Source organism: Halopseudomonas formosensis (genome assembly GCF_900115905.1).
GTDB lineage: Bacteria > Pseudomonadota > Gammaproteobacteria > Pseudomonadales > Pseudomonadaceae > Halopseudomonas > Halopseudomonas formosensis.
Genome location: NZ_FOYD01000004.1, coordinates 181,857 through 199,453, shown reverse-complemented (window position 1 = coordinate 199,453; position 17,597 = coordinate 181,857). Strand labels below are relative to the sequence as shown.

The 17,597-nt window shown below is 63.7% G+C and carries 18 protein-coding genes and 1 pseudogene; 2 read left to right on the top strand and 17 right to left on the bottom strand.

Annotation, left to right across the window (positions count from 1 at the left end; translation table 11 throughout):
- Window positions 1-9 precede the first annotated feature (9 nt).
- The 8 genes from pabC to BM046_RS08140 all read right to left on the bottom strand — a co-directional run bounded on the left by pabC (window position 10) and on the right by BM046_RS08140 (window position 6,240).
- Window positions 10-849 carry an aminodeoxychorismate lyase gene (pabC, locus tag BM046_RS08175; RefSeq protein ID WP_235818599.1) on the bottom strand — a complete coding sequence of 280 codons (840 nt, stop codon included), beginning with the start codon at window positions 847-849 and terminating at the stop codon, window positions 10-12.
- Window positions 849-2,087, bottom strand: a complete 1,239-nt coding sequence (gene fabF / locus BM046_RS08170) for a beta-ketoacyl-ACP synthase II (protein WP_090538602.1) — start codon at window positions 2,085-2,087, stop codon at window positions 849-851. The genes pabC and fabF overlap by 1 nt, the downstream gene beginning before the upstream one ends.
- Before the next feature lie 230 nt (window positions 2,088-2,317).
- Complete coding sequence (gene acpP / locus BM046_RS08165; RefSeq protein WP_088275384.1) at window positions 2,318-2,554, bottom strand: acyl carrier protein; 237 nt, start codon at window positions 2,552-2,554, stop codon at window positions 2,318-2,320.
- Between the two features lie 178 nt (window positions 2,555-2,732).
- A complete protein-coding gene (gene fabG / locus BM046_RS08160; protein WP_090538601.1) occupies window positions 2,733-3,476 on the bottom strand; it encodes a 3-oxoacyl-ACP reductase FabG in 744 nt (247 codons plus the stop codon).
- 11 nt (window positions 3,477-3,487) lie between these two features.
- Window positions 3,488-4,426, bottom strand: coding sequence for an ACP S-malonyltransferase (fabD, locus tag BM046_RS08155; protein ID WP_090538600.1), 939 nt, complete (start codon window positions 4,424-4,426; stop codon window positions 3,488-3,490).
- 63 nt (window positions 4,427-4,489) lie between these two features.
- The gene (gene plsX / locus BM046_RS08150; protein ID WP_090538599.1) at window positions 4,490-5,512 is read right to left on the bottom strand and encodes a phosphate acyltransferase PlsX; all 1,023 of its coding nucleotides are present in this window, start codon (window positions 5,510-5,512) and stop codon (window positions 4,490-4,492) included.
- A 5-nt stretch (window positions 5,513-5,517) separates the two neighbouring features.
- Entirely contained in the window at window positions 5,518-5,700 is a 183-nt protein-coding gene (rpmF, locus tag BM046_RS08145) for a 50S ribosomal protein L32 (RefSeq protein WP_090538598.1), read from the bottom strand.
- Between the two features lie 18 nt (window positions 5,701-5,718).
- Window positions 5,719-6,240 (bottom strand): YceD family protein, encoded by a 522-nt coding sequence (locus tag BM046_RS08140; RefSeq protein ID WP_090538597.1) that lies wholly within the window; start codon window positions 6,238-6,240, stop codon window positions 5,719-5,721.
- A 124-nt stretch (window positions 6,241-6,364) separates the two neighbouring features.
- Here BM046_RS08140 and BM046_RS08135 point away from each other — a divergent pair, with 124 nt between their 5' ends.
- Complete coding sequence (locus BM046_RS08135) at window positions 6,365-6,943, top strand: Maf family protein (protein WP_090538596.1); 579 nt, start codon at window positions 6,365-6,367, stop codon at window positions 6,941-6,943.
- A 6-nt stretch (window positions 6,944-6,949) separates the two neighbouring features.
- Here BM046_RS08135 and sppA read toward each other — a convergent pair whose 3' ends face one another.
- Genes sppA through rluC form a run of 3 tightly spaced genes read right to left on the bottom strand, consistent with a single transcriptional unit; the run spans window position 6,950 to window position 9,615 of the window.
- The gene (gene sppA / locus BM046_RS08130) at window positions 6,950-7,924 is read right to left on the bottom strand and encodes a signal peptide peptidase SppA (RefSeq protein WP_090538595.1); all 975 of its coding nucleotides are present in this window, start codon (window positions 7,922-7,924) and stop codon (window positions 6,950-6,952) included.
- A 30-nt stretch (window positions 7,925-7,954) separates the two neighbouring features.
- Window positions 7,955-8,629, bottom strand: coding sequence for an HAD-IA family hydrolase (locus tag BM046_RS08125; RefSeq protein WP_177197822.1), 675 nt, complete (start codon window positions 8,627-8,629; stop codon window positions 7,955-7,957).
- Entirely contained in the window at window positions 8,626-9,615 is a 990-nt protein-coding gene (gene rluC / locus BM046_RS08120; protein WP_407920440.1) for a 23S rRNA pseudouridine(955/2504/2580) synthase RluC, read from the bottom strand. The genes BM046_RS08125 and rluC overlap by 4 nt, the downstream gene beginning before the upstream one ends.
- 530 nt (window positions 9,616-10,145) lie before the next feature.
- On the opposite strand from rluC, the gene rne reads away from it, so the two are divergent.
- Entirely contained in the window at window positions 10,146-13,346 is a 3,201-nt protein-coding gene (gene rne / locus BM046_RS08115) for a ribonuclease E (protein WP_090538593.1), read from the top strand.
- Between the two features lie 72 nt (window positions 13,347-13,418).
- Here rne and murB read toward each other — a convergent pair whose 3' ends face one another.
- The 6 genes and pseudogenes from murB to BM046_RS08085 all read right to left on the bottom strand — a co-directional run.
- Entirely contained in the window at window positions 13,419-14,444 is a 1,026-nt protein-coding gene (murB, locus tag BM046_RS08110) for a UDP-N-acetylmuramate dehydrogenase (protein WP_090538592.1), read from the bottom strand.
- Window positions 14,444-15,205, bottom strand: a complete 762-nt coding sequence (gene kdsB / locus BM046_RS08105) for a 3-deoxy-manno-octulosonate cytidylyltransferase (RefSeq protein WP_090538591.1) — start codon at window positions 15,203-15,205, stop codon at window positions 14,444-14,446. Before kdsB ends, murB begins: the two co-directional genes overlap by 1 nt.
- A gap of 2 nt (window positions 15,206-15,207) precedes the next feature.
- Entirely contained in the window at window positions 15,208-15,393 is a 186-nt protein-coding gene (locus tag BM046_RS08100) for a Trm112 family protein (protein ID WP_090538691.1), read from the bottom strand.
- A 13-nt stretch (window positions 15,394-15,406) separates the two neighbouring features.
- A complete protein-coding gene (lpxK, locus tag BM046_RS08095) occupies window positions 15,407-16,441 on the bottom strand; it encodes a tetraacyldisaccharide 4'-kinase (protein ID WP_090538590.1) in 1,035 nt (344 codons plus the stop codon).
- Complete coding sequence (locus BM046_RS08090) at window positions 16,438-16,866, bottom strand: ExbD/TolR family protein (RefSeq protein ID WP_090538589.1); 429 nt, start codon at window positions 16,864-16,866, stop codon at window positions 16,438-16,440. The genes lpxK and BM046_RS08090 overlap by 4 nt, the downstream gene beginning before the upstream one ends.
- Window positions 16,867-16,940: 74 nt before the next feature.
- Window positions 16,941-17,537: pseudogene (locus tag BM046_RS08085) on the bottom strand (MotA/TolQ/ExbB proton channel family protein); the annotation flags it as partial.
- Window positions 17,538-17,597 lie beyond the last annotated feature (60 nt).

Below are 17,597 nucleotides of genomic sequence, written 5' to 3'. Positions count from 1 at the left end.
TAAGAGACTTCAACTTATAACCTGCTCCGCCAGGCGTTGGGCCTGGCGCGTATGGACACCTATGGACCAACGGTGGCCGGCCAGCTCCACCACCGGCCATACACCGTAGACACTGTTGCAACAGAATACTTCCGCGCTCATCAGCAGTTCATCCGAGCTCACCGGGCGCTCGATTACCGGTTCGCCCTCCGCTGCCAGCCTGTCCATCAGGTAATCGCGCATGACACCGCGTACGCCGCACAGGGTCAGAGATGGAGTGACCCAGCGCTCGTCCAGACGCAGAAAGAGATTGCTCATGGTGCATTCGATCGGTCGATCATGGATATCCAGCAGCAGCCCCTCAGCATAGGACGGATCCTGCCATTCACTGCGTGCCAGCACCTGCTCGAGACGGTTCAGATGCTTGATCCCAGCGAGCAGCGGTTGATGCCCCAGGCGGGTGGCGCAGGGAAAGAGGCGCACCCCTTCGGCGGCATTGGCAGCAGGATAGTCCGGCAGGCTGGACAGCTGCAGGATGCGGGTCGGCTCGACCTGCGCCGGTATGGCATAGCCCCGCCCGGCCGGCCCGCGGGTGATGGTGAGCTTCAGCAGCCCACGCTGCAGTTCGGCGGCGGCAGCTTCCAGCTCATTGCGCAGCTGCGCCAGATCCACCGGCAACGCCAGCGCCGACGCGCCGAGGGCCAGGCGTCGCAGATGCTGCTCCAGCAACCCGGCGCGGCCCTGTTCGACCCGGATGGTCTCGAACAAGCCGTCACCGTAGGCCAGCCCCCGGTCGGTCACCGACACCCGGTCGCCCGGGAGACCATTGACCAGAAAACGGGGCAGCGCAGCCATCCGCGGAGCGCTCATCAGATCCGGCGGAACACCAGACTGCCGTTGGTGCCACCGAAACCGAAGGAGTTGGACACGGCCACCTCCAGCTGGCGGGCCTGCGCCTCATGTGCCACGTAGTCCAGATTGCAACCTTCCCCGGGGTTGTCCAGGTTGATGGTCGGCGGAGCCACCTGATCACGCAGGGCCAGCACGGTGAAGATGGCCTCCACCGCGCCGGCGGCACCGAGCAGGTGCCCGGTCATGGACTTGGTCGAACTCATTGCCAGGCGACGGGCATGGTCACCGAAGACGGTTTCCACCGCCCGGCTCTCGGCCAGGTCACCTGCCAGGGTCGAGGTGCCATGGGCGTTGATGTAACCGACTTCCTCCACCGCCACACCGGCGTCGCGAAGCGCGTTGCCCATGCACATGGCCGCGCCACGCCCGTCTTCCGGGGGTGCGGTCATGTGGTAGCCATCGCCACTCATGCCGAAGCCGATCAGCTCGGCGTAGATATGTGCGCCGCGGGCTTTGGCGTGTTCGTATTCCTCCAGCACCATGGCGCCGGCACCATCGGACAGCACGAAACCATCACGATCCTGATCCCAGGGGCGGCTGGCCTTCTGCGGTTCGTCGTTGCGGGTGGACAGCGCACGGGCGGCACTGAAACCGCCCAGGCCCAGACCGCTGGTAGCCATTTCCGAACCGCCGGCGATCATCACATCCGCTTCGCCATAGGCGATGTTGCGTGCCGCCATGCCGATGCTGTGGGTACCCGTGGTACAGGCAGTGGTCAGTGCATAGTTGGGGCCGCGCAGACCGTACTGAATGGACAGGTAGCCGGCTACCATGTTGACGATGGAGCCGGGCACGAAGAAAGGAGATATGCGTCGCGGACCACTGCTCAGCAGCAGAGCGTGGTTCTGCTCGATATTGGTCAGACCGCCGATACCCGACCCCATGGAAACGCCGATACGATCACGATTGGCATCGGTGATCTCCAGCCCGGACTCGCTCAGCGCCTGCATGCAGGCGGCAATGCCGTACTGGATGAACAGGTCCAGCTTGCGGGCTTCCTTGGCGGACATGTAGGGCTCGACATCGAAATCACGGATCGAACCACCGAAGCGGGTGTTGAACGCACTGACGTCCATGTGTTCGATCGGGCCGATGCCGCTCTTGCCCGCAACGGCGGCCTGCCAGCTGCTTTCAACCGAATTGCCGAGGGGGCTCAACATGCCCAGGCCGGTTACCACGACGCGTCTACGCGACAAAGGAGACTCCTTAATTTCAACTCTTGTGACAGCGGGCTATTGTCCGCATAAAGTCAGGGCACGGCAACTGCATGATGACCATGGGTAGTTACCTGCTGTTACGTCCCTGCCCTCCCAAGCCGAACCTGATGCCGGGCGTCGCTCCCGGTGGCTGAAGCCGGCGCACAAAAAAGCCGCAGTACTGAAACCAGGACTGCGGCTTTTTTACAACCTGCAAGCAGACTGCGTGATTACTTCTGGTGAGCGTTCACGTAGTCGATGGCTTCTTGCACGGTGGTGATCTTCTCGGCTTCCTCGTCCGGGATCTCGGTCTCGAATTCTTCTTCGAGAGCCATGACCAGCTCAACGGTGTCCAGGGAGTCAGCGCCAAGATCTTCTACAAAGGAAGCACTGTTGGTTACTTCTTCTTCTTTAACGCCGAGTTGTTCGGCAACGATTTTCTTGACGCGTTCTTCGATGGTACTCATACCTTGATCTCACTCCTGATTTGCAGTTCCGATAAGCCGGACTGCGGGTAGTTTATAGAAAGCATTCCCGATTTTTCAAGCTGGAAAACACTTCTGTCCCAAAACGCCCGGCCCAGACAGCTTGCACCGGGCCGGCTCCGGGCATATCGAGCCCTCGGATCACACAGGATCCGAGAGTTCAGCCCATGAACATACCGCCGTTTACCGGGATGGTTGCCCCGGTGATGTAGCCAGCCGACTCACCGGCCAGGAAAGCCACCACAGCGGCAATTTCCTCGGCCTGACCGAGACGTCCAAGCGGAATCTGTTCGAGCATGACCGAGCGCTGATTGTCGTTCAGCGCCCGGGTCATATCGGTGTCGATGAAACCGGGAGCCACTGCGTTCACAGTGATACCCCGTGACCCCACCTCACGCGCCAGGGCACGGGTGAAGCCTTCCATCCCGGCCTTGGCGGCGGCGTAGTTGGACTGCCCGCCATTGCCCATGCCGGCGACCACCGAGCTGATGCAGATGATACGACCCCAGCGGGCCTTGGTCATGCCACGCAGGACAGCCTTGGACAAACGGTATACCGAACTGAGGTTGGTGCCGATGACATCGTCCCACTCCTCGTCCTTCATCCGCATCAGCAGGTTATCTGCGGTGATACCCGCATTGTTGACCAAGATGGCGGGAGCACCATACTCGGCGGTGATGCGGTCCAGCACCTCGCTGACCGAGGCCGGATCGCGTACGTCAAGCTTCATGCCGGTACCGGTGAAACCCGCTTCAGTCAGCTTCTCGGCAATGGAGGCGGCACCCGCATCGCTGGTGGCAGTACCTACTACGGTAGCCCCCTGGGCGGCCAGCGCATGGGCGATGGCCTGACCGATGCCACGGCTGGCACCGGTGACCAGTGCAACCTTTCCTTCAAGACTCATATTCAGATTCCTCAGGCGAACTGGGCCAGCGCGGCGGCCAGACCGGCGGCGCTGTCCAGATTGTGAGTGGCAACGCCCTTGGCGCAGCGCTTGTTCAAGCCCGACAGAACCTTGCCGGGACCGCATTCGATAAGATCCGTGACGCCCTGGGCGGCGATGTACTCGACGCTCTCCACCCAGCGTACCGGGCTGTACAGCTGCTCGACCAGCTGGGCCCGCAGGGTGGTCATATCAGGGGCCGGGCGCGCACTGACGTTCTGCACCAGGGTGATCGCCGGCTCCTGCCAGTTCAGCTGCTCGAAATCCTTTGCCAGCTGCTCGGCCGCAGGGCGCATCAGAGCGCAGTGGGAAGGCACACTGACCGGCAGCTCGATGGCGCGCTTGGCACCGGCCGCCTTGCAGGCCTCGATGGCACGCTGCACTGCGGCTTTCTGACCGGCAACGACCACCTGGCCGGGGGCATTGAAATTGACCGCACTGACCACCTCACCCTCCGCCGCCTGGGCGCACAGATCGATGATCTGCTCATCGGTCAGACCGAGAATCGCCGCCATGGCACCTTCACCGGCAGGCACCGCCTGCTGCATCAGCTGACCCCGGCGCTCGACCAGGCGCAGGGCGTCAGCCAGACCTATGACCCCGGCCACCACCAGTGCGGAATACTCGCCGAGACTGTGGCCGGCGACGAAGGCGGGACGGGCCGCGCTGTTGGCTTCCCAGACGCGCCACAGGGCCACGGAGGCGGCCAGGATGGCCGGCTGGGTACGATCGGTACGGTTCAGCTCAGCCTCGGGGCCGTTCTGGCACAGCTGCCAGAGGTCATAGCCCAGTGCCTCAGCCGCTTCGGCAAAGGTGTCTCCGATCTGCGGGTGGTCAGCGGCCAGCTCGGCCAGCATGCCTACCGCCTGGGAGCCCTGCCCCGGGAATACGAAAGCGAGGGTTTGAGTCATGCAACCTTCCTTATCTTTATCAGACAGACAGTTCGCCCTGAGATGACCGCACGGTCACCCGGGTCACAATAATTCACCTCTGCAGCGCGCCAGACGCGCGGCAATCCGCTGGGGCATGTCCGACTCACAGGCTCTGACAGCCTGTCGGATGGCCGCCTCGAAGGCCGGCTGCCCGGCGTTGCCGTGACTCTTGACCACCACACCACGCAGCCCCAGCAGCGACACGCCGTTGTACTGGTGCGGATTCAGTCGTTCGGCCATGGGTCGCAGCGCGCGACGCAGCACCGGACCCAGCAGCCGCAGCAGCAGATTGCCTGCAAAGGCCTGACGCATCTCCTGCTGCATGTATTGCACCAGACCTTCGCTGGCCTTGAGCATGACGTTGCCGACGAAACCATCACAGACCACCACATCGGCCCGATCCAGGAACAGCTCGTTGCCTTCGACATGTCCAATGTAGTTCAGCGATGGCGTATCGCGCAGCAGCTCGGACACCTCCCGCACCCGCAGGGAGCCCTTGTTGACCTCACTGCCGATGTTCAACAGTCCGACCCGCGGCTGTTCGACACCGGTGAGCTCCGATACTGCCTCGGAGCCCATCACCGCAAACTCGAACAGCTGGCGGGCGGAGCAATCCACGTTGGCCCCCAGATCCAGCACATGACAGAAGCGCCCGGCCACCGGCAAGGCGGCCATGATCGCCGGCCGCTGGATACCTTCGACGGTACCCAGCAGCGCCTTGGCCAGCACCATCAATGCCCCGGTATTGCCGGCACTCAGGCAGCCGTCGGCATGGCCGTCCCGTACCAGTTCGATGGCCACACGCATGGAGGCGTCACGCTTGCTGCGCAACACACTGGCAGGCGCGTCATCGCCATGGATGGTTTCGCTGGTATGGACAAGCCGGATACGGTCTTGGGGCAGCCGATGTTCGGCACAGAGACGGGTCATGGGCTCGGGCGAGCCGACCAGGGTAACGTGCAGGCCCGGAATCTGCTCAAGGCAGCGGGCAACAGAAGGGATAATGCAGCGGGGACCGAAGTCCCCGCCCATCACATCAACCGCAAGGCGGACTGACGTGGACAAGACACTTATTCGTCGTTGTCCTTGTTCACCACCTGACGGCCACGGTAGAAACCGTCCGGGGACACGTGGTGGCGCAGGTGGGTTTCACCAGTGGTTTGATCTACGGACAGTGCCGCGCCGGTCAGTGCATCATGCGAACGACGCATGCCACGTGCGGAACGAGACTTTTTGTTCTGCTGTACAGCCATGACTTTAAGCTCCTAAGCTCAGGTATCGCGTTTCAACTTGGCCAGCACACTAAAGGGGTTGGGCTTTTCAGCTTCTTCCTCAGGCTCCGCTTCATCAGGCTCATAGCCTGGCGGGTGCTGACATGTTCCCATCGGATGCATCGGAACCGCCGGCAGTGCCAGCAGCAGTTCATCCTCGATCAGCTCATGCAGATCGAGCGCCTCGTCATCCAGAATAACCGGTTCGTAGTGTCGGGGCAGGTTTTTCGCCGCCTCGTCACTCCCCACAAAGCCCACATCACACTCGGCGTCCAGGCCCAGCACCACCTGCTCGAGACAGCGCTGACAGATCATCGCCACGTCGATCCGGTAGTGCCCGTGCATGGTACTGACGCCCTGCTCGTCCCGGTCGAATTTCAGCTCGACCTGAGCCTCTCCCGCCGGGGCATCCAGCAGAGCGCTCAGTCGCGGCATTCTGGCGGCGGACACGGTCCCTTCGAGAACGATGCCACGGTCAACCAGACGGCGTGGTTCTATGTGTGCAGGTATGGTTCCAGACATAAGCGCGCAATTCTAGGCACCTGCCGGGTCCGTGTCAAAGCTATTTGATCAAATAACGAGATCTACCCGGCGACCGGCAGGAACAGGATAGAATCCCGCCATCATCCCTGCCGGAAAGACAAGCATGCACCCTCTGGTACTCGCCTCCAGCTCTCCCTACCGTCGACGCCTGCTGGAACAGCTTCAGCTTCCCTTCGAGTGCGCCGCACCCGACATCGACGAGACACCCCGGCCCGCCGAGACCGCCGAGCAGCTGACCCGGCGACTGGCGCTGACCAAGGCCAGGGCCCTTGCAGGACGTTACCCGCAACACCTGATCATAGGTTCGGATCAAGTGCTGCTGCTTGATGGTCAGCCGGTCAGCAAGCCGGGCAACCACGCCGCCGCCCTCGACCAGCTGCGCCGCTGCAGCGGCCGCACGGTACGCTTCAGTACCGCACTGTGCCTGCTGAACAGCGCCAGCGGCGATCATCAGCTGGCCTGCGAACCCTTCGATGTCGTATTTCGCGAGCTGGACGACGCCAGCATAGAACGCTACCTGCAGCACGAGCAGCCCTACGACTGTGCCGGCAGCTTCAGAATGGAAGGCCTGGGCATCAGTCTGTTTCAGGCCCTGCGTGGCGACGACCCCAACAGCCTGATCGGCCTGCCCTTGATCAGGCTGTGCACCATGCTGCGCAATGAGGGCGTGCAGCTGCCCTGAAACCGATCAGCGCAGCTGCGGCGCCGACAGCCCCAGATGCATCGCCAGGGTGTTGCCGATACTGGTCCCCAGCTGCCGGGAGAAGCGCTGGAACGGCGACTCCCGGTGGGTGAAATCAACCATCTCCTCCACTCCTACCAGATCCCGGGCTACTGCCGAGGCACTGGACAGGCCGTCAACCAGGCCCAGCTCCAGGGCCTGCTCACCGGACCAGACCAGTCCACTGAACAGATCCGGATGCTCCTTCAGCCGATCACCCCGCCCCTTGCGCACCTGGTCGATGAACTGACGATGGGTGGTACCCAGTACCGACTGCCAGAACTCCCGCTCATCCTCGCGCTCGGGCTGGAAGGGATCGAGGAAGGCCTTGTGCTCACCGGCGGTGTAGGTGCGACGCTCGACGCCCAGCTTGTCGAGGGTCTCGACGAAGCCGAAACCCGCCGCAGTAACGCCGATGGAGCCGACCAAGCTGGCCTTGTCGGCAAAGATCTGATCAGCCGCCGCCGCTATATAATAGGCACCGGATGCCCCCATATCGGCGATCACCGCATATACCGGAACATCAGGATGCAGGTCGCGCAGCCGGCGGATCTCGTCGTAGACATAGCCGGCCTGCACCGGGCTGCCGCCAGGGCTGTTGATGCGCAGCACCACCGCCCTGGTCTGCTCATCCTTGAACGCACGCCGCAGACTGGTCACCAGATTGTCGGCACTGGCCTCCTGGCGATCGGCGATGGTTCCCCGCACCTCGATCAGCGCAGTATGAGGCTTGTTTCCAACGGAACCCGCCCCCTCCAGCTGGCCCAAGGGCGAAACCAGAAACAGCACGCCGATCAGATAGAGAAAAGTCAGACTCTTGAAGAAGATCCCCCAGCGGCGCGCCCGGCGCTGCTCCTGAACCGAGGCCAGCAGGGTTTTCTCCAGCAGCTGCCAGGCCTTGCGATCGTCCTTCTGGTCGGCAATTTCATCGCGCCCGATCATGGGCCCCTCGGTCCATCGATCCTGTTGCATCTATAACACCTCTGTTGATTGAGTGGCCCGGAACCGGGGCAGCGCCCAGCCCTGGAATTCCTCGAATGAATGCACGCAATGCGCGGGCCGGCAGCGCCGCAGCTGCTCCTCGGTCATGGCGCCATAGGTCACCGCAATCGGAAGCACCCCGGCGTTATGCCCCATCAGGATGTCGAACTCGCTGTCACCCACCATGCAGGCGTCCGCTGCAGTCACCTCGAGCTCGGCGAGGATCTCTTCCAGCATCCGCGGGTCCGGCTTGCCGGCAGTCTCGTCGGCACAGCGGGTCACATCGAAATAGTTCTCCAGATCATGACTGGCGAGCATGCGATCCAGCCCCCGGCGGCTCTTGCCGGTGGCTACCGCCAGATTGAACCCTCCAGCCCGCAGCGCCTCAAGCGCCGCATGCACACCATCGAACAGCGCGGAGGGCTGTCGCTCCAGGTGCAGATAGTTATCGGAATAGGCCTCGACAACCTGACGAACCTCCGTGGGCCCCAGCTCCGGGTAGAGCACGGCCACCGCATCCGGCAGGGCCAGACCTATGATGTCACGCACCTCCCGGACACTGCGCACCGGCAATTGCACATCCAGGGCAGCACGCTGCATGGCGATGACGATGTTGTCGATGGAGTCGGCCAGCGTGCCATCCCAGTCGAAGATCAGGGTGTTCATTGCCCGCCCCCCGACAGACCCTGCAGGGTCCGATCCCATACCTCACCGGGCTCGGCCCGAACACTCAGCCGCTCCCCGCCCGGCAACTCACATTCCAGGGAAGCAGCATGCAAAAACAATCGCTTGCCACCCATATCTCGAATCATTCTTGAAAAGTCGTCATCCCCGTACTTGGGGTCGCCGGCAATCGGATGCCCGGCATGGCGGGCATGCACGCGAATCTGGTGGGTCCGGCCGGTGATGGGACGCGCCTCAACCAGCGTTGCCACATCACCGAAGCGCTGCACTACCCGGAATTCGGTCAGGGACTCCTTGCCTTCCGGATTGACCTCCACCATGCGCTCGCCCGAACGAAGATTGTTCTTCAGCAAGGGCGCATGCACCTTCTTCAGGTGGGACGGCCAGCGTCCGCGCACCAGCGCCAGATAGCGTTTGTCCACGCCCTTCCCCTCACCGCGCAGCGCTGCGTGCAGATGGCGCAGCATGCTGCGTCGCCGGGCTATCATCAGGCAGCCGGAGGTATCCCGATCCAGACGGTGTACCAGTTCCAGCAGCTGGGCCTCGGCCGGCAGCAGCTGGCGCATGGCCTCAATCACACCGAACTGCAGGCCGCTGCCGCCATGCACCGCCAGTCCGGCGGGCTTGTTGACCACTATCAGACCCTTGTCCTCGTAGAGAATCCCCTCTTGCAAGGCATTGAGTATGCCCTGACCAACCAGGGCCGGGGCGTCGGCTTCAGGCAGGCGAACCGGTGGGATGCGGACCAGATCCCCCGCCTGCAGGCGGTATTCGGGCTTGACCCGCCCCTTGTTCACCCGCACTTCGCCCTTGCGCAGGATGCGATAGATGAGTGTCCGGGGAGCTCCCTTCAGTCGGGTCAGCAGGTAATTGTCGATACGCTGACCGGCCTGATCATCGCTGATCTGGTCAGTCTGCACGCTGGAAGAAATAACGCAGGCATCAGTATTCATCGGGGCATGATACATTTTTTTCATTCAATTGAAGCACTTGAATAATGCTGCTATAGTCCAGCGAGCTGCGCAAAAGGCAGCTGGAGGCACGGGCATCCCCATCGGATACCGCCAGTCCTCCCAGAAATATTGATGTAGAGCCTTCGTTGAGCCCCAAAAAAAGGCAGGGCTGGCGAACCTCGAGATGAAACAGGCTGCAGGCCCAGGCTGGCAGATTATTAACCCGCTCCGCGGAAAGGCGATGGGCGGCACCGATTCGGATCGCCAAGTGATTAGGTGGAGATGCACAGCTTCAGGATGATGTGACGAGCGTTGACACTGGTTTTGGTTGTTGTCCCCGTCCGCAGTCCGGCTGATTCCTCCCTAAAGAACGTTTCTCTGTAGCGCCACAGACAGATCGAACTGCCGCTGCCCCCATGGCAGCAGCAATGTGAACTCTGAACATGGGCAAGATTGGCCCAGGCAGAAACACACCTGACACCTAACGGAAGAATCAGGTGCCGTACTCGTGTTCCGGGGAACCACTGGATACACAACGGTACTTCATGAAAAGAATGCTGATCAACGCAACTCAGCCAGAAGAGTTGCGCGTTGCGCTGGTAGATGGCCAACGACTGTACGACCTGGATATCGAATCCGGCGCACGGGAGCAGAAGAAATCCAACATCTACAAGGGCCGCATCACCCGCATCGAGCCCAGCCTCGAAGCCGCCTTCGTCGACTTCGGATCCGAACGCCACGGCTTCCTACCGCTCAAGGAAATCTCCCGCGAATACTTCTCCAAGCAGCCCGAAGGCCGGGTCAACATCAAGGAAGTTCTCAAGGAAGGCCAGGAAGTCATAGTCCAGGTCGACAAGGAAGAACGCGGCAACAAGGGCGCTGCCCTGACCACCTTCATCAGCCTGGCCGGCCGCTACCTGGTACTCATGCCCAACAACCCCCGCGCCGGGGGTATTTCCCGCCGGATCGAGGGCGAAGAGCGCAATGAGCTGCGCGAAGCACTGAACAGCCTGAACGTGCCCGCCGACATGGGCATGATCGTCCGCACCGCCGGCCTGGGCCGCAGCGCCGAGGAACTGCAGTGGGACCTGGATTATCTGCTGCAACTGTGGGAAGCCATCAAGAGTGCCGCCAGTGAACGCAGTGGCACCTTCCTGATCTATCAGGAAAGCAACGTCATCATCCGCGCCATCCGCGACTACCTGCGTCAGGATATCGGTGAAGTACTGATCGACAACCCGACCGTGCGTGACGAGGCACTCAACTTCATCAGTCAGGTGATGCCGCAGTACGCCAGCAAGGTCAAGCTGTACGAAGACAGCGTGCCCCTGTTCAACCGCTTCCAGATCGAGAGCCAGATCGAGACCGCCTTCGACCGTCAGGTCAAACTGCCCTCCGGCGGCTCCATCGTGATCGACCACACCGAGGCCCTGGTGTCCATCGACATCAACTCGGCCCGCGCGACCAAGGGTGGAGACATCGAGGAAACTGCCCTGCAGACCAACCTCGAAGCCGCCGAGGAAATTGCCCGCCAGCTGCGTCTGCGCGACATCGGCGGCCTGATCGTCATCGACTTCATCGACATGACCCCGGCCAAGAACCAGCGTGCCGTGGAAGAGCGTGTCCGCGAAAGCCTGGAAGCCGACCGCGCCCGGGTTCAGGTAGGCCGGATCTCCCGCTTCGGCCTGCTGGAGATGTCGCGCCAGCGTCTGCGTCCCTCCCTGGGTGAGACCAGCGGTATTGTCTGCCCGCGCTGTAACGGCCGCGGCACCATCCGCGACGTCGAGTCCCTGTCCCTGTCGGTACTGCGTCTGATCGAAGAAGAGGCACTGAAGGATCGTACCGCCGAAGTTCGCGCGCACGTTCCCGTGTCCGTTGCCACCTTCCTGCTCAACGAGAAGCGCGAAGCCCTGGCCAAGATGCAGGCCCGCACCGAAGTCCGCATCCTGGTGCTGCCGAACCCGCACATGGACACCCCGCACTTCGAGGTACAGCGTCTGCGCGACGACCAGGAAGCCGTCCTCAATGCCGAGTCCAGCTACACCATGAGCGCCGAGGCCGATACCGAGGAGCCGGTTCAGGTCAGCCAGACCCGGGCCATCGTTCGCCAGGAGGCGGCAGTCAAGAGCATCGCTCCGGCTCGCCCGGCCCCGGCACCGGCGCCGGCACCCGCTCCGGTTGCCGCAGCCAACCGCGCCATCCAGGAATCCCAGCCGGGCCTGATCAAGTCCCTGATCAAATCCCTGGTCGGCATGTTCTCCAGCGACAGCGGCGACGAAGCCAGCGCCCAGCCGGCCTCCCCTGCCAGCAGCAAGCCCCGTGGCGAAGGCAGCCGCAGCGGCGAGCGTCGCCCGACCCGCAACCGTCGTCAGCGCGGCGAGCGCGCTGACCGAAGCGAGCGCAGTGAACGGACTGAGAAGCCCCAGCAGCAACGTGGCGAGCGCAAGGCCGAGGTGGCGACGGACTCCCCGGCTGCCCCGTCCGGCGGCAGTAAGCCCGAGGGCAGCCCCAGCCGTCGTCGCCGCCGCAGCAGCGGTGCCGCCACCGCAGCCATCGCCAGCACCGAGGTGAGCGAGCAGCAGCGTAGCGCCGCGGCTGAGGAAGCCAACCGCCAGGAGCGGCGCCCGGCTCGCCAGGCCGAGCCTGTTGCCGCCGCGGTGGACGAGGAACAGCTGGGCGAGCAACTGCTTGACCAGGCCGATGACGACACCCGCTCCGACGAAGAGCGTCCCAAGCGTCGCTCGCGCAACAGCCAGCGTCGCCGCAACAACCGTCGCAGCCGTTCCGCCCAGGCCGACAATGCCACCGAAGCGACCAGCACCTCCGAGGCCGGAGAAGCGGCGCTGCCGGTAGCCGTCGCCGTTGCGGCCACCGAAGCCGTTGCTGCCAGCGAAGGTCAGGCACCCGCCGAGCTGGTCAGCGAGCCGGCCGTTGAGGCTGCTGCACCGGAAGTTGTGGAAGATGCGGCCCAGCCGGATGCCGCCCAGCCGAATGCGGCCCAACCGGTAGTGCAGACCCTGACCGAAGCCGCCTCGGAAATGGAGCAGTCCATCGAGAGCGCAGTGGAAACCTTCGAGGCCCAGCGCAATGACAGCGTGGCCGACGTTGAGGTCCAGGCAGAGGTCGAGGCGGAGGCCCCTGCACAGCCTGCCACCACCGAAGTGGAAGCAGCGCAGCAGCCTGAGCCCGAGGCAGCCACTGACGAGCCCGCAGTCCAGCCGCAGCCGACCGCCGAAGCCGCCATCGAGCCCGCAGAGCAGCCCGTGGAGCAGGTATCCGGCTCTTCCGAGTCTGCCGAGCAGCCGGCCGAAGAGCAGGCACCTGTTGCTGAAGCTCAGGCCGAAGCCGAAGTGCGTTCCGATCCGGTGATCCCGGCACTGACCGAGTCCGGTCGCGCCTTCAACGACCCCCGTGAAATCCGCCGTCGTCGTATGGAAGCCAAGCGCCTGGAAGAGCAACAGGCTGCCGAGGCAGCCCGTCAGGCGGAGGCAGACGCCACAGCACAGGAAGCTCCGGCCAGCGAAGAGGCCCCTGCCGACCCGGTCAGCCAGGCCATGGAACAGGCCCAGCCGGTGGCGGATGCGGTCGAGACTGCTGCCGCCGAGCAGGAAGCCGAGGTGACTACCGAGGTGGCGCAGGCCGATGTTGCCGAGCACCCTGGTACCAGCGCTCCGCAACAGCAGGAGGCTCCGCAGGAAGAGCCTGCTGCCAAGCCGGACAGCGATGAGCAGGCGCCCCGCAACTGACGGGCAGCGCCAACGAAAAAGGGATGCCATCCGGCATCCCTTTTTTTTGCTCCGGATCCGCTCCGGATCCGCTCAGTTGCCCAGCAACTGCGGCTCCATTTCCAGCTGCAACCCGAACCTGCGCTCGATATCCTGCTGAATATCCCGGGCCAGGGTCATGATGTCGCCGCCCCGGGCGCCACCCAGATTGACCAGCACCAGCGCCTGCTCCCGATGCACCCCTACCCGCTCCCGGGAATGGCCCTTCCACCCGGCCTGCTCGATCAGCCAGCCGGCGGCCAGCTTGACGCTGCCATCGACCTGCGGGTAATGCGGCATGCCCGGCCAGCGCGCCAGCATGGCCGCTGCCTGCTCGGCCGATACCAGGGGGTTCTTGAAGAAACTGCCGGCGTTGCCCAGCTGTGCCGGGTCGGGCAGCTTGCTGCGGCGGATATCGCATACCAGACGACTGATAACCCGACTGTCCGGCTGTTTCAGCCCGAGGGCCTGCCAGGCAGCAGCCAGGGGAGCGTAATCCAGTCGGGGAACAGGTCGGGTATGCAGACGCAGACGCACGCGCAATATCACGTAGCGACCGGGCTGCTGCTTGAACAGGCTGTCGCGGTAGGCGAAACGGCAGTCTTCCCGGTTCAGCCAGCACAATGATCCGGTGCGTCTGTCCAGCGCCTGCAGGCTGTCGAACAGGTCACACAGCTCGACGCCGTAGGCACCGATATTCTGCACGGGGGCAGCGCCCACGGTGCCAGGTATCAATGACAGATTCTCCAGACCGTGCAAGCCCAGATCCAGGCTCCAGCCCACCAGCCGATGCCAGTTCTCCCCGGCTTCGGCCTCGATCAGCGCGCTGTCGCCGTCGCGCCGAACGACCCGTCGGCCACGGCTGCGCATGACAACGGTCAGTCCCGATACCGGCCCGGCCAATACCAGATTGCTGCCGCCGCCGAGCAGCTGTACCGGCCAACCCCTCTGGTCGGCCAGCGCCAGCGCCTCGCGCAGCTCGGCGTCACTGTGCACCAGGCACAGCTGCTCAGCGCACTCGTCTATGCCAAAGGTATTGAGCGGTGCCAGGCTGGCACCGCGTATGCATTCGAGGCCCATCAGCCGGCAGCCAGCAGCTGCCGGACCCGCTCCAGATCCTCGGGCGTGTCAACTCCCGCCGGTGGCACCTGACAGGCGTCGGCCACATGGATACGGCAGCCGAACCACAGCGCCCGCAGCTGCTCGAGCGACTCGCAGGTTTCCAGCGGGCTGGCCGGCCAGCGCACATAGTCATGCAGAAAGCCGACCTTGTAGGCATAGAGGCCAATGTGCCGGCGGAACAGCGCGCCTTCGGGCAGTGTTTCCGGCCGCCCGTCGGCAAAGGCATCCCTGTTCCAGGGCATGGGCGCGCGACTGAAATACAGGGCAAAGCCCTGATGGTCGGTGACGACCTTGACCGCATTGGGGTTGAACAGGGTCTGCACATCATCCAGGGGTTCGGCAAGGGTGGCAATGCTGGCCTCGGGGAACGCGCGCAGATCCGCCGCCACCTGGTCGATGAGCGCCGGGGGAACCATGGGCTCGTCGCCCTGGACGTTGACCACATGCTCCTGATCGCCCAGCCCCAACAGACTGGCCACCTCCTGCAGGCGGTCGGTACCGGAGGGATGATCCTCCCGGGTCAGCACGGCGTCGGCGCCGAAGGCCCGGCAGGCATCAAGGATGCGGCGGTCGTCGGTCGCTACCGTGACTGTGGCGGCACTGCTGCGCCGGGCCTGCTCCCAGACGTGCTGGATCATGGGTTTGCCGGCGATATCCTGCAGCGGTTTGCCGGGCAGGCGGGTGGAGGCGTAACGGGCGGGAATGATGACGTGGAACATTGTCAGTGATCCAGCTTCTCGTCAGCGTCCAGCGGCCGCGCCTCGTTTTCCAGCATCACCGGTATGCCATCGCGAACCGGATAGGCCAGACCATCGGCACGACACCACAGTTCGGTCTTGTCCTGGTTCTGCACCAGCGGCCCCTTGCACAGGGGGCAGGCGAGAATGTCGAGCAGTTTCGGATCCATCATCACACTCCGATCAATGGGTAGGTTGGCTGCCGGGCTGCAGATGCCGGTCCAGCCCGGCGTCCAGTGCGGCAACGAATTCAGTGCTCAATATGGCATCGACACTCAGGTACCACCAGTTGTCGCGGGCAAAGGCCGCACACTTGACGGCGTCCTTCTCAGTCATGATCAGTGGCTCGCCCCGGTCGAAGGCCGCAAAGCTGTTTTCATTGTACTGGGCGTGATCGGCAAAGGCATGGACTTCCGGCAGGAATCCGAGACTTTCCAGGGTCTGGCGGAAGCGATCGGGATTGCCGATACCGGCGACGGCCTGAACCCGGGGCGGCGCCGACCATGCATCGGGCCTGACCCGCTCGCCGGTCTTCATATTGACCAGTTCGCCGGGTTGCAGTCCCATGGCGTAACCATCGGCGCTGTCATCGGTTGCACCGGTACGTACAACCAGGTCCACTTCCCGCAACCGGCTCGCCGGCTCGCGCAACGGGCCCTCCGGCAGACAGCGACCGTTGCCCAGTCCTCGACCATGGTCGATCATTACCAGTTCCAGCGTGCGCCCGAGGCGATAGTGTTGCAAACCGTCATCACTGACGATCACATCCACCGGGGCCTGCTCGAGCAGATGGCGCGCGGCGCGGGGCCGATCCGGATCTATCACCAGCGGCACCTGGCAACGGCTGGCGATCAGCAGCGGCTCGTCGCCCACCTGCTCGGCACTGTCCTGGGTGGGCTGCACCAGCCAGGGCCAGGTCGGCGGTCTGGCGCCGTAGCCGCGACTGACCACACCCACGCGCAATCCCCGGTTGCGCAGATGCTCCACCAGCCAGATCACCATGGGCGTCTTCCCGGTCCCGCCCAGGGTGATGTTGCCCACCACGATCAGCGGAACCGGGGGCTGCCAGCTGGCAGCGGGATCACTCAGGTAACGGCGGCGACGACGCTCGGCAATGCGCTGGTACAGCCATGACAGAGGCCTGAGCAGCCACAGCCCTCCGTGATGCCCGTACCAGGCACGCAGCAGGTTCTGCTGCAGGTCCGGTGTCCGCCTCATGGCGCTGGCTGTTCCATCTCGTTGGTGGTCAGGCGCAGGCGGCTGAAGCCCTCCTGTCCTGCGGCGTCCATGGCTGTAATGACGGCCTGGTGGGGCGTGTTTGCATCTGCGGTGATGACCACCGGCAGGCTCCGGTCACTGCCCGCTTCCCGGACCAGGGCGGCACGGATGCTGTCGAGCCCCGGATTGACCAGGGTCTTGCCGTTGATGGCCACTTCCCCGCTAACGGAAATGAGCACTTCGATCTGCTGTACCGACGCGTCGGCGTACTCGCCGGAGACCGACTCGGGCAGATCGACTTTCAACTGGGTTTCCCGGGTGAAGGTGGTCGAGACCATGAAGAAGATCAGCAACAGGAATACCACGTCGATCAGTGGTGTCAGGTTGATGTCCGTCTCGACCCGGGTCCTGCGTCGGAAATTCATGATCAGCTTCCCTTGGCCGCAGTGGTGGCGCGGCGTGCAGCGCGCCTGGGCTCGGTTGCTGCGGTCGCATTCTCGGCAGCTGCGCCGTTATTGCCCAGCTCCCGCTGGCCCTGAATGACCTCTACCAGCTTGGTGGCTTCCTGCTCCATCGCCACCACCAGCTCATCGACCCGGCGCACCAGGAAGCGGTGGAAGAACAGCGCCGGAATGGCCACCGTCAGACCGGCGGCGGTGGTGATCAGCGCCTTGGAAATACCCCCGGCCAGTACCGCGGTATTGCCGGTGCCCTGCAGCATGACCGCGTTGAACACATCGATCATGCCGATCACGGTGCCCAACAGACCGAGCAGTGGAGACACCGCGGCGATGGTACCCAGGGTACTCAGGTAGCGCTCGAGCTCGTGGATCACCTTGGTGGCTGCTTCCTGGATGCATTCCTTCATCACTTCCCGGCCATGGTGGGCATTGGCCACACCCGCGGCCAGCACCTCACCGAGGGGCGACCCGGCCCGCAGGCTCTTGAGGCGATTGGCGTCCAGCTGCCCCTCCTTCACCCAGCGCCAGACCTGGGCCACCAGGCTGGGCGGTGCCACGCGGCTTACACGCAGCGTCCACAGCCGCTCGAGGACGATGGCAGCAGCAACTACCGACGAAAGAATGATCGGCAGCATCAGCCAACCACCGGCCTGAATTATTTCCCACACGGGCGTTCCCTCCACTGTTGGTCTTTG